This window comes from Klebsiella terrigena (assembly GCF_012029655.1).
Classification (GTDB): Bacteria; Pseudomonadota; Gammaproteobacteria; order Enterobacterales; family Enterobacteriaceae; genus Klebsiella; species Klebsiella terrigena.
This window is the reverse complement of record NZ_CP050508.1, coordinates 4,450,345-4,470,645: the sequence shown is the minus strand read 5'-3', so window position 1 is coordinate 4,470,645 and position 20,301 is coordinate 4,450,345. Positions and strand designations below refer to the sequence as shown.

15 protein-coding genes are annotated in these 20,301 nt (G+C 58.5%); 8 read left to right on the top strand and 7 right to left on the bottom strand.

Annotated elements, in window-relative coordinates; genetic code table 11:
* Positions 1 to 46 precede the first annotated feature (46 nt).
* On the bottom strand, positions 47 to 3,181 hold the full coding sequence (gene sbcC, locus HCK03_RS20960; RefSeq protein ID WP_167692128.1) for an exonuclease subunit SbcC: 3,135 nt from the start codon (positions 3,179 to 3,181) through the stop codon (positions 47 to 49).
* Entirely contained in the window at positions 3,178 to 4,380 is a 1,203-nt protein-coding gene (gene sbcD, locus HCK03_RS20955; protein ID WP_167692127.1) for an exonuclease subunit SbcD, read from the bottom strand. The genes sbcC and sbcD overlap by 4 nt, the downstream gene beginning before the upstream one ends.
* A gap of 181 nt (positions 4,381 to 4,561) precedes the next feature.
* On the opposite strand from sbcD, the gene phoB reads away from it, so the two are divergent.
* The 5 genes from phoB (at position 4,562) to malZ (ending at position 11,780) form a co-directional block, all read left to right on the top strand.
* Entirely contained in the window at positions 4,562 to 5,251 is a 690-nt protein-coding gene (gene phoB, locus HCK03_RS20950) for a phosphate response regulator transcription factor PhoB (protein ID WP_004099401.1), read from the top strand.
* A 21-nt stretch (positions 5,252 to 5,272) separates the two neighbouring features.
* Positions 5,273 to 6,568, top strand: coding sequence for a phosphate regulon sensor histidine kinase PhoR (gene phoR, locus HCK03_RS20945; RefSeq protein WP_041144266.1), 1,296 nt, complete (start codon positions 5,273 to 5,275; stop codon positions 6,566 to 6,568).
* Between the two features lie 409 nt (positions 6,569 to 6,977).
* Positions 6,978 to 8,297: a branched-chain amino acid transporter carrier protein BrnQ gene (gene brnQ / locus HCK03_RS20940; RefSeq protein WP_041144267.1), complete on the top strand. Its 1,320-nt coding sequence runs from the start codon at positions 6,978 to 6,980 to the stop codon at positions 8,295 to 8,297.
* A gap of 123 nt (positions 8,298 to 8,420) precedes the next feature.
* Complete coding sequence (gene proY, locus HCK03_RS20935; RefSeq protein WP_041144268.1) at positions 8,421 to 9,794, top strand: proline-specific permease ProY; 1,374 nt, start codon at positions 8,421 to 8,423, stop codon at positions 9,792 to 9,794.
* Between the two features lie 162 nt (positions 9,795 to 9,956).
* Positions 9,957 to 11,780, top strand: a complete 1,824-nt coding sequence (malZ, locus tag HCK03_RS20930) for a maltodextrin glucosidase (protein WP_167692126.1) — start codon at positions 9,957 to 9,959, stop codon at positions 11,778 to 11,780.
* Here malZ and HCK03_RS20925 read toward each other — a convergent pair.
* Positions 11,771 to 12,673, bottom strand: a complete 903-nt coding sequence (locus HCK03_RS20925) for a LysR family transcriptional regulator (protein WP_115193466.1) — start codon at positions 12,671 to 12,673, stop codon at positions 11,771 to 11,773. The two genes, malZ and HCK03_RS20925, sit on opposite strands and share 10 nt — an antisense overlap.
* 292 nt (positions 12,674 to 12,965) lie before the next feature.
* Between HCK03_RS20925 and HCK03_RS20920 the strand changes: the two genes are divergently transcribed.
* From HCK03_RS20920 to HCK03_RS20910, 3 genes are all read left to right on the top strand, one after another.
* A complete protein-coding gene (locus HCK03_RS20920; protein ID WP_041144271.1) occupies positions 12,966 to 13,607 on the top strand; it encodes a hydrolase in 642 nt (213 codons plus the stop codon).
* A gap of 559 nt (positions 13,608 to 14,166) precedes the next feature.
* Positions 14,167 to 14,712 (top strand): antibiotic biosynthesis monooxygenase, encoded by a 546-nt coding sequence (locus tag HCK03_RS20915; RefSeq protein WP_041144272.1) that lies wholly within the window; start codon positions 14,167 to 14,169, stop codon positions 14,710 to 14,712.
* Positions 14,713 to 14,736: 24 nt separating this feature from the next.
* Positions 14,737 to 16,605, top strand: a complete 1,869-nt coding sequence (locus tag HCK03_RS20910) for an amidohydrolase (protein WP_041144273.1) — start codon at positions 14,737 to 14,739, stop codon at positions 16,603 to 16,605.
* A 76-nt stretch (positions 16,606 to 16,681) separates the two neighbouring features.
* Here HCK03_RS20910 and fba read toward each other — a convergent pair whose 3' ends face one another.
* The 4 genes from fba to HCK03_RS20890 form a co-directional block, all read right to left on the bottom strand.
* On the bottom strand, positions 16,682 to 17,542 hold the full coding sequence (gene fba / locus HCK03_RS20905) for a class II fructose-1,6-bisphosphate aldolase (RefSeq protein ID WP_076944649.1): 861 nt from the start codon (positions 17,540 to 17,542) through the stop codon (positions 16,682 to 16,684).
* A 29-nt stretch (positions 17,543 to 17,571) separates the two neighbouring features.
* A complete protein-coding gene (locus HCK03_RS20900; protein WP_041144275.1) occupies positions 17,572 to 18,534 on the bottom strand; it encodes a carbohydrate kinase family protein in 963 nt (320 codons plus the stop codon).
* A gap of 66 nt (positions 18,535 to 18,600) precedes the next feature.
* Positions 18,601 to 19,992 carry a PTS ascorbate transporter subunit IIC gene (locus tag HCK03_RS20895; protein WP_041144276.1) on the bottom strand — a complete coding sequence of 464 codons (1,392 nt, stop codon included), beginning with the start codon at positions 19,990 to 19,992 and terminating at the stop codon, positions 18,601 to 18,603.
* A gap of 20 nt (positions 19,993 to 20,012) precedes the next feature.
* Positions 20,013 to 20,300, bottom strand: a complete 288-nt coding sequence (locus HCK03_RS20890) for a PTS sugar transporter subunit IIB (protein ID WP_041144277.1) — start codon at positions 20,298 to 20,300, stop codon at positions 20,013 to 20,015.
* Between the last annotated feature and the right edge of the window lies 1 nt (position 20,301).

Below are 20,301 nucleotides of genomic sequence, written 5' to 3'. Positions count from 1 at the left end.
TCCGGCTTCCCGGCGGCACCGCGCTGCCGGGAAGCCGGGTGGCGTTTTACTCCACCGCGTAGGCCTTATCGAGACGGCTGTATCCCAGCCCGTTGATTTTTTTCACCTTGATCTGCACCGGGATACGCTCCTTCATCGCTTCGACGTGGCTAATCACGCCGATCGCCTTGCCGCTGGCGTTCAGGGCATCCAGCGCGTCCAGCGCGGTATCCAGCGTTTCGCTATCGAGCGTACCGAATCCTTCGTCAAGGAACAGCGAATCAATACGCGTTTTATGACTCACCAGATCGGATAGCGCCAGCGCCAGCGCAAGGCTGACGAGGAAGCTTTCGCCGCCGGAAAGGGTGCGCGTATCGCGCACCGCGTCCGCCTGCCAGGTATCGACCACCTCCAGCTCCAGCGCTTCGCTGGCCTTGCGCTGCAGCTGATAGCGGCCGTGCAGGCGGTTGAGCTGATGGTTAGCCAGCCAGACAAGGTTATCCAGCGTCAGCCCCTGGGCAAATTTACGGAATTTATCGCCTTCTTTCGAGCCAATCAGCGAATTGAGCCACGCCCAGTCCTCCATCTGCTGCGCGGCGAGCGCGATCTCCTGCTGCAGCGCCTGCTGGCGCTGCTGGTTCTCGGCGTTCTGCTTCAGCTGCTGGCGGATCTCCCCCTGACGGGCGCTGTTTTCCCGCAGCAGCGGGGCCAGCTGCCGTAAGCGGGCCTCGACCTCTTCCATCGGCTGGGCGATGTCGGCCTCCGCCGGTGGCTGCTGCTGATGCTGCGCCAGCGCTTCGCGGGCCCGCAGGGCGAGAGCGCCGTTTTGCTGGAGCGTATTTTCCAGCGTCTGCCTGAGCTGCTCCAGGCGCTGGCGGGTCTCTTCGTCGAGCAGGGCGTCGAGAAACGCCTGCCGGTCGGCAAAGGGGCTGGCGGCCAGGGCGGCGGCGAACTGGCCCTCGGTTTCTGCCAGCAGCCGCTGCTGCTGGCTCTCCTGCTGGCTAAGGGTGCGCCACTGACTCTGCAGCGCCAGGCAGTCGTCGTGCACCTGGCGCCAGCCCTCAAGCGGCGCGGGCGGGACCGCCTCTTCCGTCTCCGGCAGCGTCTCCAGCAGGGGGATCAGCTGCTGCAGGCGCTCCTGCAGGGCGGCAGATTCGTCGTGCCTGGTCTGCCAGCCGCGGGTTTCCTCTTCGCGCTCGGCCAGCCAGGCCGCCGCTGTTTCCGCCTCAGGCGCGCTGAGGGCAAAGACCGCGAGCTCGGCGTTGAGGGCGCTGTGACGCTGGGCCAGATCCTGCAGCAGCTGCCGGAGCTGCAGCTCGCACTCCTGCTGCTGCGCCTGCCAGGCCAGCCGCTGCTGATGTTGATACAGCTGCTGCTCCCGCTCCTGCTGAGCGTCGAGCCAGCCGGGAATATCATCCTCCGGCCGCAGATCAATCTGCAGTTCGCCGCTGACGCTCTGCCACTGCGAGGTAAGCGCTTGCTCCTGCTGGAGCAGCGAGTCTCGCTCCTCTTTTTGTTTAAGCTGTTGTTTCAACAGCGCATCCAGCTCGCCGCGCAGCTGGGCGCCTTCTTCTGCCAGCTGTTTAACCTCGCGATCGAGGGCCTCGCGGCGGGCCTGATTCACGCCGGGCGTCAGCGCCCGATATTCGGCGACGGCCGGGTGTTCGCAGGAGCCGCAGAGCGGGCAAGGTGCGCCGGGCTGCAGGCGCGCGCGATCTTCTTTCAGGCCGGCAATCCGCGCTTCCAGCTCGCAAATGGCTTTCACATCGCTGAACTGCTGATTTTTCTCTTTATAAGCCTGGCGCCGCTGGGTGAGCGTCGTTTCCAGCTTCTCCTGCTCCTCGCGGCCGGCCTGCTCCGTCGCCTGCAGCTGGCTGAGGCGCTGGCGCAGGGGCAGCAGACGGCTGTGCAGGGTTGCCAGCTGCTGACGCTGCGGGCGGGCGGCGGCGTGGCGGGCGAGGTCGTCGCGTACCTGGTCGGCATCCAGCGCCAGCGTCGCCGGCGGCAGTTCGCCGAGCCGACGGCGGGTCTCCGCCAGCCGCTGCTCCAGCCCGGCCTGCTGCTGCGCGTCGCGCGCCTGCTGCTGGAACGCCGCCCGCCAGCCTGCCAGGGCATTGCCCCACTGGCGATAGCGGTCGTTGGCCTTCAGCCATTCGGCGAGCGATTGCTGGGTCTGCTGCAGCTGGCTCGTTTGCTGCTGCGCCGCGAGACGAATGCCCGCCCGCAGCCGCAGCCGATCGTGTAAGCGAGTATTTACTTCCTCCACCTGGCGGCGGGTCTGCGCCAGCGCCTCGGCCTGCTCCTGCTGTCGGGTCCACAGCGGACGCAGCTGGTCGGCAGGCTGCGCCTGCTGCAGCGCCGCCAGCTGCGGCTGGGCCTGCTCCAGCGCCTGCTGCGCTTCTCGCAGTTGCGTCTGGGTCTGGCTCTCGTCGCGGATGAGCTCCTGCTGGCGCAGCAGCCATTGCAGCGTATTTTGCTCACGCGCCTGCTCGGCGAGGCACTGCTGTTCTTCAGCAGTAAGTACTTGCAAACTTTGCTGCAGCGCCTGCTGCTGCTCGTCGCTTAGCAGCAGAACGCCGGAGGCCTGGGCCTGCAGCTTTTCCAGCTCGCTGCGGGCGAGCTTGTGCTTTTCAAACACCTGGGCGGAGATCTGCCCGTAGATTTCGGTGCCGGTGAGCTCCTCCAGCAGCTCCGCGCGCTCTTTGGGTTTGGCGTTTAGAAAGGCGGCGAACTGGCCCTGGGAGAGGAGCATCGAGCGGGTAAAGCGGCCGTAATCGAGGCCGGTGAGCGAGGCGGTCATCTCCAGCTTGTCTTTGACTTTGTCGGCAAGAATTTGCCCATCGTCGCAGCGGGCCAGCTCGACGCGGGGCGCCTGCAGGTTGCCGTCGGGCTGGTTGCGCGCGCGGTTCTGGCTCCAGAAGGCGCGGTAGGCGGTGCCTTTGACCTCAAACTCAACTTCAGCCAGGCATTCGGCGGTATTGCGGGTCATCAGATCGTTTTGCGATTGCGACACGCTGCTCAGGCGCGGCGTTTCGTGGTACAGCGCGAGGCAGATAGCGTCCAGCAGCGTCGTTTTTCCGGCCCCCGTCGGCCCGACGATCGCGAACAGCCCGTTGCTGGCGAAGGGTTCGGCGGTGAAATCAATTTTCCACTCGCCTTTCAGCGAGTTAAGGTTTTTCAGACGCAGGCTCAGAATTTTCACAGGTGCTCCTCACCGTTCAGGCTGTGCAGCGTTTCGTTGAACAGCTGCTCGAGGCGCTGCTGCTGCGGCTCTTCGAGATTCTCCAGCGCCAGGCGACGGGCAAAAACCTCCTCAACCCGCAGCTCGCTGAGGGTTTCCCGCCGCTCGCCGGCCAGAATGCGCTCGCGCTGGGCGCGGCTGCGGCGCACCAGCAGCACTTCCACCGGCAGCGCTTCGCAGCGGGCCTGGATCTGGCGCTGAATATCGTGCAGATATTCATCGCTGGTGATTTCAATATCCAGCCAGGCGGCGGGCAGTTCCGCGCTGTCCTGCCATCGGTCAAGCTGTTCGCTGATGCTGGCGAAATCGCCCTTTAGCACCGCCAGCGGCTGAACTATCGGCACCGTCAGCGGGCTAACGTCCGTCAGTCGTCCGTCGGTAAAGGTCACCAGATTGACGCTTTTACTTTTCCCGGTCTCATCAAAGCTCAGGGAGATTGGCGAGCCGCTGTAGCGTATATGCTCGCAGCCGCCGACGATCTGCGCCCGGTGGATATGGCCCAGCGCGATATAGTCGACGGGAGGAAAACGGCTGGCCGGGAAGGCATCGAGGGTGCCGATGTAGATTTCGCGCACCGCGTCGCTTTTGCTGGCGCCGACGGTGGTCAGGTGGCCGCTGGCGATAATCGGCAGCGGCCGGTCGCCGCGCAGGTCGCAGGCCTGCCGGTACTGCTGCTGATAGTAGTCGCTGATGGCGGTGAGCAGCAGCTGCTGCTTTTCACCGCTGGAGTGTCCGGCCTGGCTGGTGACCAGCTCGCGCGGGCGCAGGAAGGGGACCGGGCAGAATATCGCCCCCGGCGAGCCGTCGCGCAGCGGCAGAACGAAGGGGGCATGGCCGGCGTTCGCCACGACCGTGGTTTTTAAAAAGGCCAGGATGTCGCGCGATTCATTCAGCGTGGCAACCGAATCATGGTTGCCCGCCAGCACCACCAGCCGACAGCCGGTTTGCTGGAGCTGAACCACGAAGTGGTTATAGAGCTCGCGGGCGTAGCTCGGCGGCGAGCCGGTATCAAAGATATCGCCGGCGACAATAATGGCATCGACCTCGTGAGCCTGCGCGCTGGCCAGCAGCCAGTCGAGAAAGGCCGCATGCTCAGCGGCGCGGCTTTTGCTGTAAAAGTTTTGCCCGAGATGCCAGTCAGAGGTGTGAATGATGCGCATAAATATTCCGTTGCCTAAGAGCGTTGCCGCCATTATACCATCGACGCAGGGGGAGTTAAGTGCGTGTCATAATTCAAAATCCTCGATCGTCAGGCGACCATTTTTTTCATAAATCTGTCACAAAACTGACGCATAATGGCGCCGCACTCTATACTGATGGCTAAAAAATACAGGGTAAATAATGGCGAGAAGAATTCTGGTCGTTGAAGATGAAGCTCCAATCCGCGAAATGGTCTGCTTTGTTCTGGAACAAAACGGCTTTCAGCCCGTCGAGGCGGAAGATTTTGACAGCGCGGTGAACCAGCTCAATGAACCCTGGCCCGATCTGATTCTCCTTGACTGGATGCTGCCGGGTGGTTCGGGCCTGCAGTTTATTAAGCAGCTTAAGCGTGAGGCGATGACCCGCGATATTCCGGTGGTGATGCTGACCGCTCGCGGTGAAGAGGAAGATCGCGTTCGCGGCCTCGAGACCGGCGCCGACGATTACATCACCAAGCCTTTCTCGCCGAAAGAGCTGGTGGCGCGAATCAAAGCCGTGATGCGGCGCATTTCCCCGATGGCGGTGGAAGAGGTGATTGAAATGCAGGGGCTGAGCCTCGATCCCTCCTCCCATCGCGTGATGACCGGCGAAAACCCGCTGGACATGGGACCGACCGAGTTTAAGTTATTACACTTCTTTATGACCCATCCGGAACGCGTATACAGCCGCGAGCAGCTGCTGAATCACGTCTGGGGAACCAACGTGTATGTAGAAGACCGAACGGTAGACGTGCATATTCGCCGTCTGCGTAAAGCGCTGGAACACAGTGGCCATGACCGGATGGTACAAACGGTTCGCGGCACGGGATATCGTTTCTCCGCCCGTTTCTGAATGTCGACAGGAGTGTGAACCGTGCTGGAACGGCTGTCATGGAAAAGGCTGGCGCTTGAGCTTTTCTTATCTTGTATCCCGGCCCTGATTCTCGGGGCGCTATTTGGTCATTTGCCGTGGTTCTTACTGGCGGCGGTGACCGGACTTCTTATCTGGCATTTCTGGAATTTATTACGTCTTTCGTGGTGGCTGTGGGTGGACCGCAGCATGACGCCACCGCCGGGGAGCGGCAGCTGGGAACCTCTGCTGTACGGCCTCCACCAGATGCAGATGCGTAATAAAAAACGCCGACGCGAGCTGGGCAGCCTGATCAAACGCTTTCGCAGCGGGGCGGAATCGCTGCCCGACGCGGTGGTGCTGACCACTGAGGAGGGGGCGATCTTCTGGTGTAACGGCCTGGCACAGCAGATCCTCAATCTGCGCTGGCCGGACGACAGCGGACAAAATATCCTTAACCTCCTGCGCTATCCTGAATTTGCCAACTACCTCAAAAGCAAAGATTTCAGCAAACCGCTTAATCTGATCCTTAATAACGCCCGTCATCTGGAAATCCGCGTGATGCCCTACAGCGATAAGCAGATGCTGATGGTGGCGCGCGACGTGACGCAGATGCACCAGCTTGAAGGCGCCAGGCGCAACTTTTTCGCCAACGTTAGCCACGAGCTGCGCACGCCGCTAACGGTGCTGCAGGGGTATCTGGAGATGATGCAGGAGCAGGTGCTGGAAGGGATGACGCGGGAAAAGGCCCTGCATACCATGCGCGAGCAAACTCAGCGTATGGAGGGATTGGTTAAACAGCTGCTGACCCTGTCGCGTATTGAAGCGGCCCCGGTTCTGGCGATGAACGACAAAATTGACGTGCCGATGATGCTGCGGGTTGTCGAGCGTGAGGCGCAAACGCTCAGCCAGAAAAAGCATACCCTGCACTTTGTGGTCGATGAGTCGCTGCAGGTGCTCGGTAACGATGAGCAGCTGCGCAGCGCGATCTCGAATCTGGTGTATAACGCGGTCAACCATACGCCGGAGGGAACGGAAATTACCGTCAGCTGGCAGAAAGCGCCGCACGGCGCGCTGTTTAGCGTTGAGGATAACGGCCCGGGGATCGCGCCCGAGCATATTCCGCGGCTGACCGAGCGCTTCTATCGCGTGGATAAAGCGCGCTCGCGGCAAACCGGGGGCAGCGGCCTGGGGCTGGCTATCGTTAAGCATGCGGTCAACCATCACGACAGCCGGCTGGATATTGAGAGCACGCCCGGTAAAGGAACGCGGTTTAGCTTCCTGCTGCCGGAACGTTTAATTGCCAAAAAAAGCGACTAGGCCCCGCGCTGTCAACATAACTTGTCAATGACCAGCTCCGGCTGGTCATTTTCGTTTGCAGTCAATTTTCAGCTGCGTAATTAACGAACGTCTGCTGCTTTTTTGTTCGCATGATTAGCCACATGTTTTCCTTCATTATGGTTAATAACGCTGGTTGAAATTGTAGACTTAGCATAATCATCTGCTTTTACGATCCCGCCTTGCTTTAAAACGTTATAAGCGTTTAAATTGCGCCCCATGCAGTCGTAGACAGACTGCTTTTGCGTGGTATTTCAAAAAACAATTCTTTCCCACGCCGCTTCGGGAGCATATCTCGCTGAGTTTCCGGCAATAGCCGCTGTATCATCCCTAAGGGAAGGCACGGTATTTTTCCGTTTAACACCACCACATCCACAGGCAGTATGAATTTATGACCCATCAGTTAAAATCTCGCGACATCATAGCGTTGGGCTTTATGACCTTCGCGCTGTTCGTCGGTGCAGGCAACATCATCTTCCCCCCAATGGTTGGTTTACAGGCTGGTGAACACGTTTGGACCGCCGCTATCGGCTTTCTGATCACCGCCGTGGGTTTACCGGTGCTGACGGTCGTGGCGCTGGCGAAAGTCGGCGGCGGCGTTGAAAGCCTGAGCACCCCGATTGGCAAAGTGGCGGGGATTCTGCTGGCCGTCGTCTGCTACCTGGCGGTAGGACCGCTGTTCGCGACTCCGCGTACCGCGACGGTCTCCTTTGAAGTGGGGATTGCCCCGCTGACCGGCGACGGCGCGATGCCGCTGCTGATTTATAGCGTCATCTATTTCGCCCTGGTGATCCTCGTTTCGTTATATCCCGGCAAGCTGCTGGATACCGTCGGCAATTTCCTCGCTCCGCTGAAAATCATTGCCCTGATTATTCTCGCCGTCGCGGCGATTATTTGGCCGGCAGGCCCGATCAGCAACGCGCTGGAGGCCTACCGCACCGCGCCGTTCTCAAACGGCTTCGTCAACGGCTATCTGACGATGGACACCCTCGGCGCGATGGTCTTCGGGATCGTCATTGTTAACGCCGCCCGCTCTCGTGGCGTCAGCGAAGCGCGCCTGCTGACCCGCTATACCGTGTGGGCCGGCCTGATGGCAGGCGTTGGCCTGACGTTGCTGTACCTGGCCCTGTTCCGCCTCGGCTCCGACAGCGCGACCCTGGTCGATCAGTCGGCTAACGGCGCGGCCATTCTGCACTCGTACGTCCAGCACACCTTCGGTGGCGCGGGAAGCTTTATGCTGGCGGCGCTGATTTTCATTGCCTGCCTGGTGACCGCGGTTGGCCTGACCTGCGCCTGTGCGGAATTTTTCGCCCAGTACCTGCCGTTCTCCTACCGCTCGCTGGTGTTTATTCTCGGCATCTTCTCGATGGCGGTCTCCAACCTCGGGCTGAGCCACCTGATTCAGATTTCGATCCCGGTGCTGACGGCTATCTATCCGCCGTGTATCGCACTGGTGGTATTAAGCTTTACCCGCAACTGGTGGCATAATTCGTCCCGCGTTATTGCGCCGGCCATGTTTATCAGCCTGATGTTTGGTATCATTGACGGCATTAAAACGTCGGCCTTTGCCGATATGCTGCCGGCGTGGACCGCGCGCCTGCCTTTGGCAGAGCAGGGTCTGGCCTGGCTCATGCCGACTGCCGTGATGGTGGTTCTGGCGGTGGTTTGGGATCGCGCCGCAGGGCGTCAGGTGACATCCAGCGCGCACTAGCCGACGTTTAAAAATCAGTGTTAAACCACGGGACTTCAGGTCCCGTGGTTTTTTGTTTTTCAGGTAATCCTCTTTTGATCTTCGCCCGACGAAGGCTAAAGGAGAAAAACGGCATGGAATACGATGGAAAGTAGTAACAAACTTAAGCGCGGGCTAAGTACCCGGCATATCCGCTTTATGGCGCTGGGTTCGGCAATTGGTACCGGCCTGTTCTATGGTTCGGCCGATGCGATTAAAATGGCCGGCCCGAGCGTGCTGCTGGCCTATATTATCGGCGGCGTGGCGGCGTACATTATTATGCGCGCGCTGGGCGAGATGTCGGTGCATAACCCCGCCGCCAGCTCATTTTCACGCTACGCGCAGGACTATCTCGGCCCGCTGGCGGGCTATATCACCGGCTGGACCTACTGCTTTGAAATTCTGATTGTCGCCATCGCCGACGTGACGGCCTTCGGCATCTATATGGGCGTCTGGTTCCCGACGGTTCCGCACTGGATCTGGGTGCTCAGCGTGGTGCTGATTATCTGCGCCGTCAACCTGATGAGCGTGAAGGTGTTTGGCGAGCTGGAGTTCTGGTTCTCCTTCTTTAAAGTCGCCACCATTATCATCATGATCCTCGCCGGTTTCGGCATCATTATCTGGGGCATTGGCAACGGCGGCCAGCCGACCGGCATCCACAATCTGTGGAGCAACGGCGGCTTCTTCAGCAACGGCTGGCTGGGAATGGTGATGTCGCTGCAGATGGTGATGTTCGCCTACGGCGGGATTGAAATCATCGGTATTACCGCCGGGGAGGCGGAAGACCCGGAGAAATCCATTCCGCGCGCCATCAACTCGGTCCCGATGCGTATTCTGGTGTTCTACGTCGGCACGCTGTTCGTGATTATGTCTATTTATCCGTGGAACCAGGTCGGGACTAACGGCAGCCCGTTCGTCTTAACCTTCCAGCATATGGGCATCGCGTTTGCCGCCAGCATCCTCAACTTTGTGGTGCTGACCGCCTCGCTTTCGGCGATTAACAGCGACGTATTCGGCGTCGGGCGCATGCTGCACGGCATGGCCGAGCAGGGCAGCGCGCCGAAGATGTTCGCCAAAACGTCGCGCCGCGGCGTGCCGTGGGTGACGGTGATGGTGATGACCATCGCGCTGCTGTTTGCGGTCTATCTCAACTACATTATGCCGGAAAACGTCTTCCTGGTGATCGCCTCCCTGGCAACCTTTGCGACGGTGTGGGTGTGGATTATGATCCTGCTGTCGCAGATTGCCTTCCGTCGCCGTCTGCCGCCGGAAGAGGCCAGAGCGCTGAAGTTTAAAGTACCGGGCGGCGTGGCGACCACGGCGGTAGGTCTGGCGTTTCTCGTCTTTATCATTGCGCTGATTGGCTACCATCCGGATACGCGTATTTCCCTGTACGTCGGCTTCGCCTGGATAGCGCTGCTGCTGGTTGGCTGGAAGCTGAAAACTCGCCGCGACCGTCAGCTGGCGCAGGCCCGCTAGGCGGGCCGCTCGCCTGCCGGATATGCGCGCGCTATCCGGCAGGCTATTGGCGCTTTTCCGATATCCTCCTCCGCTCTCCTCCCCCAATAATTCTGCCGATGATGAGTCATACCCCTGAGCGCTGTGGCAAGGTGTGCCCATTCTGTACAGAGAGGAATAACGATGTTGAAGGCATGGCACCTGCCTGTTGCCCCCTTTATCAAGGAGCAGCAGGGACGACTCTTTATCACCCTATGGGTCAGCGGCGATGAGCTGCCGCAGCGCGTTACGCTGCGTGCGGAAGAAGACAACGAAGAGCTTTCGCTGCCGATGCACCGCCTGCGCCAGGAGCCGCGGCCGGGCGTCGTCGCGTGGCGCGGCGAGATTAATCTGGCCAGCGGCCAGCCGCGTCGGCGCTATAGCTTCAAGCTGCTGTGGGCCGACCGGCAGCGCTGGTTTACCCCGCAGGGCTTTAACCGCTTCCCGCCGGCGCGGCTGGAGCAGTTTGCGGTCGATCTGCCGGACAGCGGCCCGCAGTGGGTTGCCGATCAGGTCTTTTATCAAATCTTTCCTGACCGCTTTGCGCGCAGCGAACCGCGCCAGGCCGAGCAGGACCAGCCCTACCATCACCACGCTGCGGGACAGGATATCGTTCAGAAGCAGTGGGATGAACCGTTAACCGGCGAGGCGGGCGGCTCAACCTTCTACGGCGGCGATCTGGACGGTATCAGCGAGAAGCTGCCGTATCTCAAGCAACTGGGCGTCACGGCGCTGTACCTGAATCCGGTGTTTGTCGCGCCGAGCGTGCATAAATACGATACCGAAGATTATCGTCGCGTCGATCCGCAGTTTGGCGGGGACGCCGCGCTGCTGCGCCTGCGGCACAATACGCAGCGGGAGGGGATGCGCCTGATCCTCGACGGCGTGTTCAACCATACCGGAGATTCACACGTCTGGTTTGACCGCCACCAGCGCGGCAGCGGCGGAGCCTGCCACAGCCCGGATTCACCGTGGCGCGACTGGTTCACCTTTTCCCCCGAGGGGGAAGCGCACAGCTGGCTGGGCTACGCCAGCCTGCCGAAGCTGGATTATCGATCGACCAGCCTGATCAACGAAATCTACGCCGGGGAAGACAGCATCGTGCGCCACTGGCTGAAGGCGCCGTGGAGCATGGACGGCTGGCGCCTCGACGTGGTGCATATGCTGGGGGAAGGCGGCGGGGCGCGTAATAACCTGCGCCATATCGCCGGTATAACCCAGGCGGCAAAGGAGACGCAGCCGGAATCCTTTGTCTTTGGCGAACATTTCGGCGATGCGCGCCAGTGGCTGCAGGCCGATGCCGAAGATTCGGCGATGAACTACCGCGGGTTTACCTTCCCGCTGTGGGGCTTCCTGGCGAATACCGATATCTCTTACGATCCGCAGAAGATAGATGCGCAAACCTGCGTGGCGTGGATGGATAACTACCGCGCCGGGCTGTCGCACCAGCAGCAGCTGCGGATGTTTAACCAGCTTGATAGCCACGATACGGCGCGCTTTAAGTCGCTGCTGGGTAAGGACGTTGCGCGTCTGCCGCTGGCGGTGGTCTGGCTGTTCTGCTGGCCGGGAGTGCCGTGTATTTACTACGGCGACGAAGTGGGCGTTGATGGCAATAACGATCCGTTCTGCCGCAAACCCTTCCCGTGGGACCCGGCTTTGCAGGACGCTACGCTGCTGGGCCTGTATAAACGCATGGCGAAGCTGCGCAAGGCAAACCAGGCGCTGCGCTACGGCGGGTGTCAGGTGATTTATGCCGAAGAAAACGTGGTGGTATTTGCTCGGGTGTATAAAAATCAGCGCGTGCTGGTGGCTATCAACCGCGGTGAAGCCTGTGAGGTGGTGGTGGAGGATTCACCGCTGCTGGACGTGGGCGAGTGGCAGCTCAAAGAGGGCAGCGGAGCGCTGCACGACGGCGTGCTGACGCTTCCTGCCATCTCGGCCTGCGTTTGGTTTAGCCGTCAGGGATAAAGCTGGTGTAGAAACGGCTCTTCGAGAATGGCTTCCCGCCACCAGCGCTGGGCCAGGCCGTCGTTATCCGTACGCCAGGCCATGTAGGCGATATCCTTTTCGCGAAAAGAGATGACGGTTTTCTCCACCAGCTCGCCGCTCGCCAGCCATGGCCGGGCGACGTGACGGGGGAGAAAACCGCAGCCGATCCCGGCCCGCAGCAGCGCGACCTTGCTGGCAAAGTCATCGACGCGAATTTGCGACTGCTCGGTGAGAAGGTTGCTGTTGAGCGGGTGGCAGTGGCGGGCGCTATCGCTGATCACCACCGCGCGATGCAGGCTGAGCTGCTTGTTGGTCAGCGGTTGTACCGTTTCCGCCAGCGGGTGGCCAGGCGCGACCACAAAGACGTTATCCAGCGTGCCGAGCATTTTCCACGACCATTCGGCGGAGGTCGGCGGTTCGTTGATCGCGCCAAGAATGATATCCGCCCCGTTACGGGTCAGCTCTTCCCAGGCACCCGCCAGCGTATGGTGGGTAAAATTGAGGCGGGTTTGCGGATTTTGCGCGTAAAACGCGTCGATAAGCGGGAGTAGACGATCGAAAGGGAAGGAGGCGTCCAGCGCGATGGCCAGATCCCGCTCCCAGCCGGCATTCAGCTGCAGTGCCTGCTTTTCCAGATCCTTTGCCGCATTGAGCAGCAGCCGACCCTTTTCCAGCACCATTGTGCCGGTATCGGTAAACTTCGCCCGGTGTCCGCTGCGATCCAGCAGGGTGATACCGAGATCGCTTTCCAGCTTTTGGATCATGTAGCTCAGGGCGGCGGGCGTTTTATAGAGCGATTCTGCAGCGGTAGCGAAGGAGCCATGGGTCTCCAGGGCATCGAGGATCTGCAGGACATCAAGATTCAGGCGCATCGGTGGCTTACCGGTAATAAATAATTCCTCTGTTTTACCGAAGCCAGTTGCTCAATACCAGTGAATAATTTAGAACCGTTACCCGCAATTTTTTGATAAACATCATTATCACCCTCTTCGCCAATAGCGGGTTTTTTATTTCTTGCCTTTTATTTTTGAAATAAATCAGAAAAATTTCTTTAATAACTCGTTAGAAATTACTGACTATACTCACCATGCTTTATCCGTCAGGATCCAGACCCACAACAGCGCTGATTGTCTCTTTTTAACTTATTGATTAAGAAGGTATGTTATGTCTATTCGGGAACTGATTGATCCAACCAACTCAACGCTTATCTTTATTGACCATCAGCCGCAGATGTCGTTTGGTGTCGCCAATATCGATCGCCAGACGCTTAAAAATAATACCGTTGCGTTAGCCAAAGCGGGCAAGATTTTTAATGTTCCGGTGATTTACACCTCCGTAGAAACAAAGAGCTTTAGCGGCTATATCTGGCCGGAACTGCTGGCGGTGCACCCGCAGGTTAAACCGATAGAACGTACCTCAATGAACTCCTGGGAAGATGCGGGTTTCGTTAAGGCAGTTAAGGCTGCCGGGCGTAAGAAGCTGATTATCTCCGCGCTGTGGACCGAAGTCTGCCTGACGTTCCCGGCGCTGATGGCGCTGGAAGAGGGATATGAAGTGTACGTTGTGACCGACACTTCCGGCGGGACCTCCGTCGATGCGCATGAACGCTCGATTGACCGCATGGTGCAGGCCGGCGCGGTGCCGGTAACCTGGCAGCAGGTGCTGCTTGAGTACCAGCGCGACTGGTCGCGCAAAGAGACCTACGACGCGGTGATGGATCTGGTTCGCGAACATAGCGGCGCGTACGGCATGGGCGTGGATTACGCGTACACCATGGTACACGGCGCGCCGGAGCGCCAGGCCTAAATACACTTCATCCTTCAGGCTGCCTCTTTGTTGGCTGCACTCAGAAACCCCAGTCACATAGTTGCCTATGCTCCTGGGGATTTCTTCCCTTGCCGCCTCGAGGCAGCATGAATGATTTTGTGTATTGTCATCATCCTTCAGGCTGCCTATTTGTTGGCTGCACTCAGAAAACCCAGTCACATAGTTATCTATGCTCCTGGGGATTTCTTCCCTTGCCGCCTCGATGCAGCATGAATGATTTTGTGTATTGTCATCATCCTTCAGGCTGCCTATTTGTTGGCTGCACTCAGAAAACCCAGTCACATAGTTGCCTATGTTCCTGGGGATTTCTTCCCTTGCCGCCTCGATGCAGCATGAATGATTTTGTGTATTTCAAGCTTGCCTCTTGGTTGGCTTTGTTTGCCCGCCCCGGCGTAGCTTGAATGATTTTGTGTATTTCAGGCTGCCTCTTGGTTGGCTTTGTTTGCCTGCCCCGGCGCAGCTTGAATGATTTTGTGTATTGTTATTTATGGCTGATGGCGGGGAAATCCCGCCGCTTCCCTGCAGCAAGGAGCTCCTTATGGCGCAACAGAAATCGGTAACGCTGGTCATCAGTCATATGCTCGATCCCGAACACGGTAAGCGCTATGAAGAGTGGCTCGGAAAAATCATGCCGGTGGCAGCGGAGTTTCCCGGGCACCTTGGCGCTAACGTCATTCGCCCGGGGGCCGGGCAGAATTTATGGAGCGTCATTATTCGCTTCGACACCATTGAGCACCTCTACGCCTGGACGCAGTCAGAAACGCGCCGCGAACTGGTTGCTGAAATTGCGCCGCTGCTTAACGAGGGCGATCGCACCGAGGTCCGTACCGAGCCGGCTTTCTGGTTTACCCCGCCGGCGGCCAACGTGCGCCAGCCGCTGCGCTGGAAGCAGTTTCTGATAACCCTACTGGTTATCTTCCCCAGCACCAACCTGGTGCCCTGGCTGACCGGCATGCTGCTGCCCTCGATGCGGGGAAGCCTGCCGCTACATTTGATAAACGATGCCTGCGTCGTCGCGCTGGTGGTCTGGTTCTGGATGCCCATCGTGACCCGCCTGTTTGCTGGCTGGTTAAAGAAAAACTGAGTCAGCCTCCTCAAGGAGAGCGTTATGTCACAAACTGCCACACTGATCCTGACCCATGGTCGGATCCACACCCTCGATCGCCAAAATCCGCTGGCCGACGCGGTAGCGATCGCCGACGGTAAGATCCTCGCGGCCGGGAGCCACGATCGGATCATGAGCTTTGCCGGCGAAGGCACGCAGATCGTCGATCTGCAGGGTCATACGGCGATCCCCGGCCTGAATGATTCCCACCTGCACCTGATCCGCGGCGGGCTGAACTACAACCTTGAGCTACGCTGGGAAGGCGTTCCCTCGCTGGCGGACGCGCTGCGGATGCTCAAAGAGCAGGCCGATCGCACGCCTTCGCCGCAGTGGGTGCGGGTGGTCGGCGGCTGGAGCGAATTCCAGTTTGCCGAGCGGCGCATGCCGACGCTGGAAGAGCTCAACCAGGCGGCGCCGGATACGCCGGTATTCGTGCTGCATCTCTACGATCGCGCGCTGCTTAACCGCGCGGCGCTGAAGGCCGTGGGCTATACCAAAGAGACGCCGGATCCGGCGGGCGGCGAAATTGTGCGGGATAGCAACGGCAACCCGACCGGGATGCTGATCGCCAGGCCCAATGCCATGATCCTCTACGCGACGCTGGCGAAGGGGCCGAAGCTGCCGCTGGAGCTGCAGGTGAACTCGACGCGCCAGTTTATGCGCGAGCTGAACCGTCTCGGGCTGACCAGCGCGATTGACGCCGGCGGCGGCTTCCAGAACTACCCGGAAGATTATGAAATTATTGAGCAGCTGCACGCTAACCAGCAGATGACCGTGCGCATTGCCTATAACCTGTTTACCCAGCGTCCGAAGCAGGAGCTGGATGATTTCGAACGCTGGACCGATATGCTGAAGCCGGGGCAGGGGACCGACTTTTTCCGCGCCAACGGCGCCGGCGAGATGCTGGTCTTTTCGGCGGCGGATTTTGAAGATTTCCTGCAGCCGCGTCCGGATCTGCCGGCGGGAATGGAGGACGAACTGGAGCGGGTGGTGCACCACCTGGTCGAACACCGCTGGCCGTTCCGCCTGCACGCCACCTATGACGAATCCATCAGCCGGATGCTGGACGTCTTTGAGAAGGTAAACCGCGAGATTCCGTTTAACGGCCTGCACTGGTTCTTTGACCATGCGGAAACCATCACCGAGCGCAATATTGAGCGCGTGAAGGCGCTGGGCGGCGGGATTGCGGTACAGCACCGGATGGCCTTCCAGGGGGAATATTTTGTCGACCGCTACGGTATCGATGCGGTGAAGCACACTCCGCCGGTGGCGAAAATGCTGGAAATGGAGGTGCCGGTGGGGCTCGGCACCGACGCCACCCGCGTGGCGAGCTACAACCCGTGGACCGCGCTCTACTGGCTGGTTTCCGGGCGCACCGTCGGCGGCATGGCAATGTACGACGAGAGCAACCGCCTGCCGCGCGACGTGGCGCTGGAGCTGTGGACTGCGGGCAGCGCCTGGTTCTCCAGCGAGCAGGGCAAAAAAGGGCGTATTGAGCAGGATCAGCTCGCCGATCTGGTGGTGCTGTCGAAGGACTATTTCAGCGTGCCGGAAGAGGAGATAAAAGGCATCGAATCGGTGCTGACGGTGGTTGACGGCAAAGTGGTTTATGCCGCCGGACACTTCTCGCCGCTGGCGCCGCCGCCCATCCCGGTGCTGCCGGAGTGGTCTCCGGTGGTCAAGGTTCCGGGTCACTACCGCTCGGCGCCGCCCGCGGCGGCAAAAATCGGCGCCATCGTGCAGATGCACCAGTGCTGCGGCAGCTGCGGCGTCCACGGCCACCAGCACGATATTGCGCGCCGGTCGTCGATCCCGGTTGCCGATGAGCAGGCGTTCTGGGGCGTGCTGGGCTGCTCCTGCTTCGCGTTTTAGCCCTCTGATTAACCAGCCTCCGGATCTGTCCGGGGCTGGGTTTTCCCTGAAGTGGCGCCGATAAAGTGAAAATTGGCTAATAGCGGTTTTGTGAGCCAAACAGCTCAATGCGCCGCGCGATCATTTCGCGCACCGGTTTCAGCCCCTGGCCGATCACTTTACGCGGGTCGTTCACATCATGACCGGTATCGGCAGATAATATGGCCTTCACCTCCTGGCACCAGGCATACATATTTTCGGTATTGACGTTAATTTTGGCCGTGCCGCAGGCAATGGCCTTACGCATATCCTCGTCGGCAATACCGGTGCCGCCGTGCAGCACCAGCGGAACCTTGACCCGCTCCGCAATCGCCTTCATCTCCGTAAACCCGAGCTTTGCTTTGCCTTTGTACAGCCCGTGGGTCGAGCCTAACGCCGCTGCCAGACAATCGACCTGAGTTTCGCTGACCAGGGTGTAGCACTCCTGCGGGTCGGCATAGATCACCGTCGAGTTGACGATACCGTCTTCGCTTCCGGCAATGGTGCCCAGCTCAGCTTCAACCGAAATGCCTCTGGCATGCGCCAGCCCGACCAGATGGCGGGTGATGGCCAGGTTTTCGCTGAACGGCAGGTGCGAACCATCAAACATGATGGAGCTGAATCCGGCCTCAATAGCCGCTTCGCAGGCTTCACGGGTGGTCCCGTGATCGAGATGCAGCGCGACCGGAATATCAATGTGTAAATAATCAATCGCGTTGACCACGATGTCATGAATACATTTTAATCCCAGCATATGCTTAACGGTACCGCCGGAGACGCCTAAAATAACAGGGGAGCGCAGCTGTTGTGCGGTGCTTAATACGGCAGCGACCCATTCCAGATTATTAATATTGAACTGCCCTACGGCATAACCGTCCCGTAGGGCATGCTGAAGCATGTCCTTCATAGAAACTAACATGATCACCTCTCGATATTGATTAACGAAAATTATTCACCAAAATATTGCGTTAAGTTTCTTTCGTAGTTATTTAGCGAGTTATGGACGATGGCAAGGTCGGGCATTGATTCACGTACCCCCTTTTTCTCAATAGAGATTGCAGCGGTCAGGCTGGCAAACAAAATAATATTGTCGATATGCCACGAGTAGTGCACGCCATAGGTAAAGGCGCCGTGGAATACGTCCCCGGCGCCGGTCGTATCGACCACATTGCAGAGCCAGGCCGGAACAATTTGCAGCATGCCGCTTTTTAAGAACGCACAGCCTTTTTCCCCCAGCGTAATAAAGGCGTCACCGCGGCAAATTTTATTTAGCTCGATCAGCGCCGCTTTAATTTCCGCTTCGGTTTCGAGGGCGCGATAGCCCATATAGTCTCTGGCGAAATGCTCGCTAACAACAAAGTAATCGGTCCAGGCTGCCAGCTTAATATTACTGGCGCGCAGCGAACCACCGTCCATAACTACCTTTGCGGCTGGCAGTTTCTTGATGATATATTCGCTGAGTTCCGCTTCATGCCCATCAACTAATAGCGTTACCGGTTCCTCTGATTCAATGAGCCGCGCCGCTAAATCATCAATTTTCAGCTTCTGGTCGTAGGTCAGCGAAGGCGGTGTCTGCATTTTACGGGTAATAATCGTCCTTGAGCCCGACAGGCGATTCACCAGCACCGACGCCAGCGGGGTGATCATTTCATCGGAGAAGACCACCTGGCTGGTATCGACCCCGGCCTCGGCAAACTCATCGATAATACGCTGGCCGTAAAGGTCCTTATTCAAATGGCCAATGTAGTAAACATCTTCCCCCCACAGCCCCAGCAGCCACGCCGCATTTGCTGCCGGGCCGCCGCCGCTCTCGATAAAGTCGTGGCAGAAATTTTTGGTATTCTCCTGCGGCCATTCGTTAAGAAAAAAGAACTGATCGAAACATGAAAACCCAATGGACAAGATAGCCATAACAACTCCTGATTATTTTGTCAGCTGCGGGAGGAAGTCCCTTCCCGCAGCGAAAAATGAAACCGCTTATTCATTTTTCTTATCCGCAGTGAGCTCCTCATAGCTGAGGGTGTCACCGACCACACGCACTGAGCGGAAGCAGAATGGCACCAGCAGCGCGACCAGAAGCGCCAGGCAGATGAGATAGATCGTTATCTGACCAAACTGGGTGAAGGCATTACCGATGATGATGCCCCAGACCGCAAAGTCGAAGTCGGCGAAGGTACTGTTCTCAAAGCCGAGGCTACCCAAAGCCGGAAGCAGCATCGCCGGAAGGAACGCAAGGAATATGCCGCCGATAAATGAGGCGATGATGCAGCCGCGTTTGCCGCCCAGCTTATCGGCAAAGACTCCGGAGGTTCCGCCGCAGAAGAAGTGCGGCACCATGCCGGGGATTATCAGCGCCATGCCAAATGCGCCGAGGAAAAGCATGCCGACCAGGCCACCAACGAACGAGCTGATGAACCCCACGACCACGGCGGTTGGGCTAAAGGTAAAAAATACGGCACAGTCGACGGCGGGGATGGAGTTCGGTATCAGCTTCTGGCTAATCCCCTGGAACGCCGGGACGAGATCGCCGAGGATCAGCCGTACGCCGTTGTAGACGATGGCGACGCCGACCGCGAACTGCAGGCCGGTGAGGATAGAGAAGATCAGCATATTCTGGTCGGTTATCGTGCGCAGGTACTCCGTGCCCGCGACGGCGCTGCAGACGAAGTAGATAACAAACATCACGATCCCGGTGGTGACCGTGGTGTCGCGCAGAAAGCCCCATTTCTCTGAGATTTCGGTATCGGCAAATGAATTTGCCGGATTACCGGTTTTCGTGGCGATCCAGGCCGAGATGTAATAGCCCAGCGAGCCGAAGTGCCCCATCGCAATGCCGCCATCTTCGGTAACCTGTTTGGTGTAGCGTTGACCGATTGCCGGAGAAATGGCCGACCATGAGCCCAGCAGGAATCCGCCGATTAATACCAGCATCCAGCCGTGGAACTCTGCCGCCTGCAGCACCGCGGAGAACAGGCAGGCCAGGAAGAAAGAGTGGTGCCCGGTGAGAAAGATATATTTGTACTTGGTGCAGCGGGCAATGAGCAGATTGAAAATAAAGCCTAAGAGCAAAATGCTCATGGTTTCCACGCCCAGCATTTTTTGCGCGACGGAAACAATGGCCTCATTATTAGGGATCACGCCGCGAATATTAAATCCGGCTTCAATAATGCCGCCGAGAGGGTTGAGGTTTGCAACAATAACCCCGGCGCCGGCGCTTAACATCAAATAGCCTAATATTGGCTTTAAGGTACCGGTCAGTAATTTATTACCCGGGGAGCGCAGCGCCACTAAACCGACAAATGCGATAATCCCCATCAGAAATGCGGGTTGACTAAATATTTCCGCTAAGAAGCTAAGAATAGCCTGCATGGTCGTTCCCTCAATAATGATTAAGAGTGAGTTGCAGCAATTTTGGTGAGTGCTTCAGTAATATCCTCGGCGATTTTTGCCTTGTGCACGTAGCTGCGAATAATGGCGACGTTACAGCGCGCAGGAAACTGGTTTGCCAGCTCTTTAATTGTGACGTAGAGGTCGGCTTTTTCTCCTACCGCGTTGGCAAAATCAACGGAGGCCACGTCGGCTTTAATACCTAATTCATCACATATTTTTTTGACATTATTCGCAGCCATTAATGAACTGCCAATACCGTTACCACAAACCGTTCTGATAACTAACATA

Excerpts from the sequence above, each read along its gene's own strand:
- sbcD (WP_167692127.1), bottom strand. The coding sequence starts at position 4,380 with ATGCGCATCATTCACACCTCTGACTGGCATCTCGGGCAAAACTTTTAC.
- phoB (WP_004099401.1), top strand. The coding sequence starts at position 4,562 with ATGGCGAGAAGAATTCTGGTCGTTGAAGATGAAGCTCCAATCCGCGAA.
- brnQ (WP_041144267.1), top strand. The coding sequence starts at position 6,978 with ATGACCCATCAGTTAAAATCTCGCGACATCATAGCGTTGGGCTTTATG.
- proY (WP_041144268.1), top strand. The coding sequence starts at position 8,421 with ATGGAAAGTAGTAACAAACTTAAGCGCGGGCTAAGTACCCGGCATATC.
- malZ (WP_167692126.1), top strand. The coding sequence starts at position 9,957 with ATGTTGAAGGCATGGCACCTGCCTGTTGCCCCCTTTATCAAGGAGCAG.
- HCK03_RS20925 (WP_115193466.1), bottom strand. The coding sequence starts at position 12,673 with ATGCGCCTGAATCTTGATGTCCTGCAGATCCTCGATGCCCTGGAGACC.
- HCK03_RS20920 (WP_041144271.1), top strand. The coding sequence starts at position 12,966 with ATGTCTATTCGGGAACTGATTGATCCAACCAACTCAACGCTTATCTTT.
- HCK03_RS20915 (WP_041144272.1), top strand. The coding sequence starts at position 14,167 with ATGGCGCAACAGAAATCGGTAACGCTGGTCATCAGTCATATGCTCGAT.
- HCK03_RS20910 (WP_041144273.1), top strand. The coding sequence starts at position 14,737 with ATGTCACAAACTGCCACACTGATCCTGACCCATGGTCGGATCCACACC.
- fba (WP_076944649.1), bottom strand. The coding sequence starts at position 17,542 with ATGTTAGTTTCTATGAAGGACATGCTTCAGCATGCCCTACGGGACGGT.
- HCK03_RS20900 (WP_041144275.1), bottom strand. The coding sequence starts at position 18,534 with ATGGCTATCTTGTCCATTGGGTTTTCATGTTTCGATCAGTTCTTTTTT.
- HCK03_RS20895 (WP_041144276.1), bottom strand. The coding sequence starts at position 19,992 with ATGCAGGCTATTCTTAGCTTCTTAGCGGAAATATTTAGTCAACCCGCA.
- HCK03_RS20890 (WP_041144277.1), bottom strand. The coding sequence starts at position 20,300 with ATGTTAGTTATCAGAACGGTTTGTGGTAACGGTATTGGCAGTTCATTA.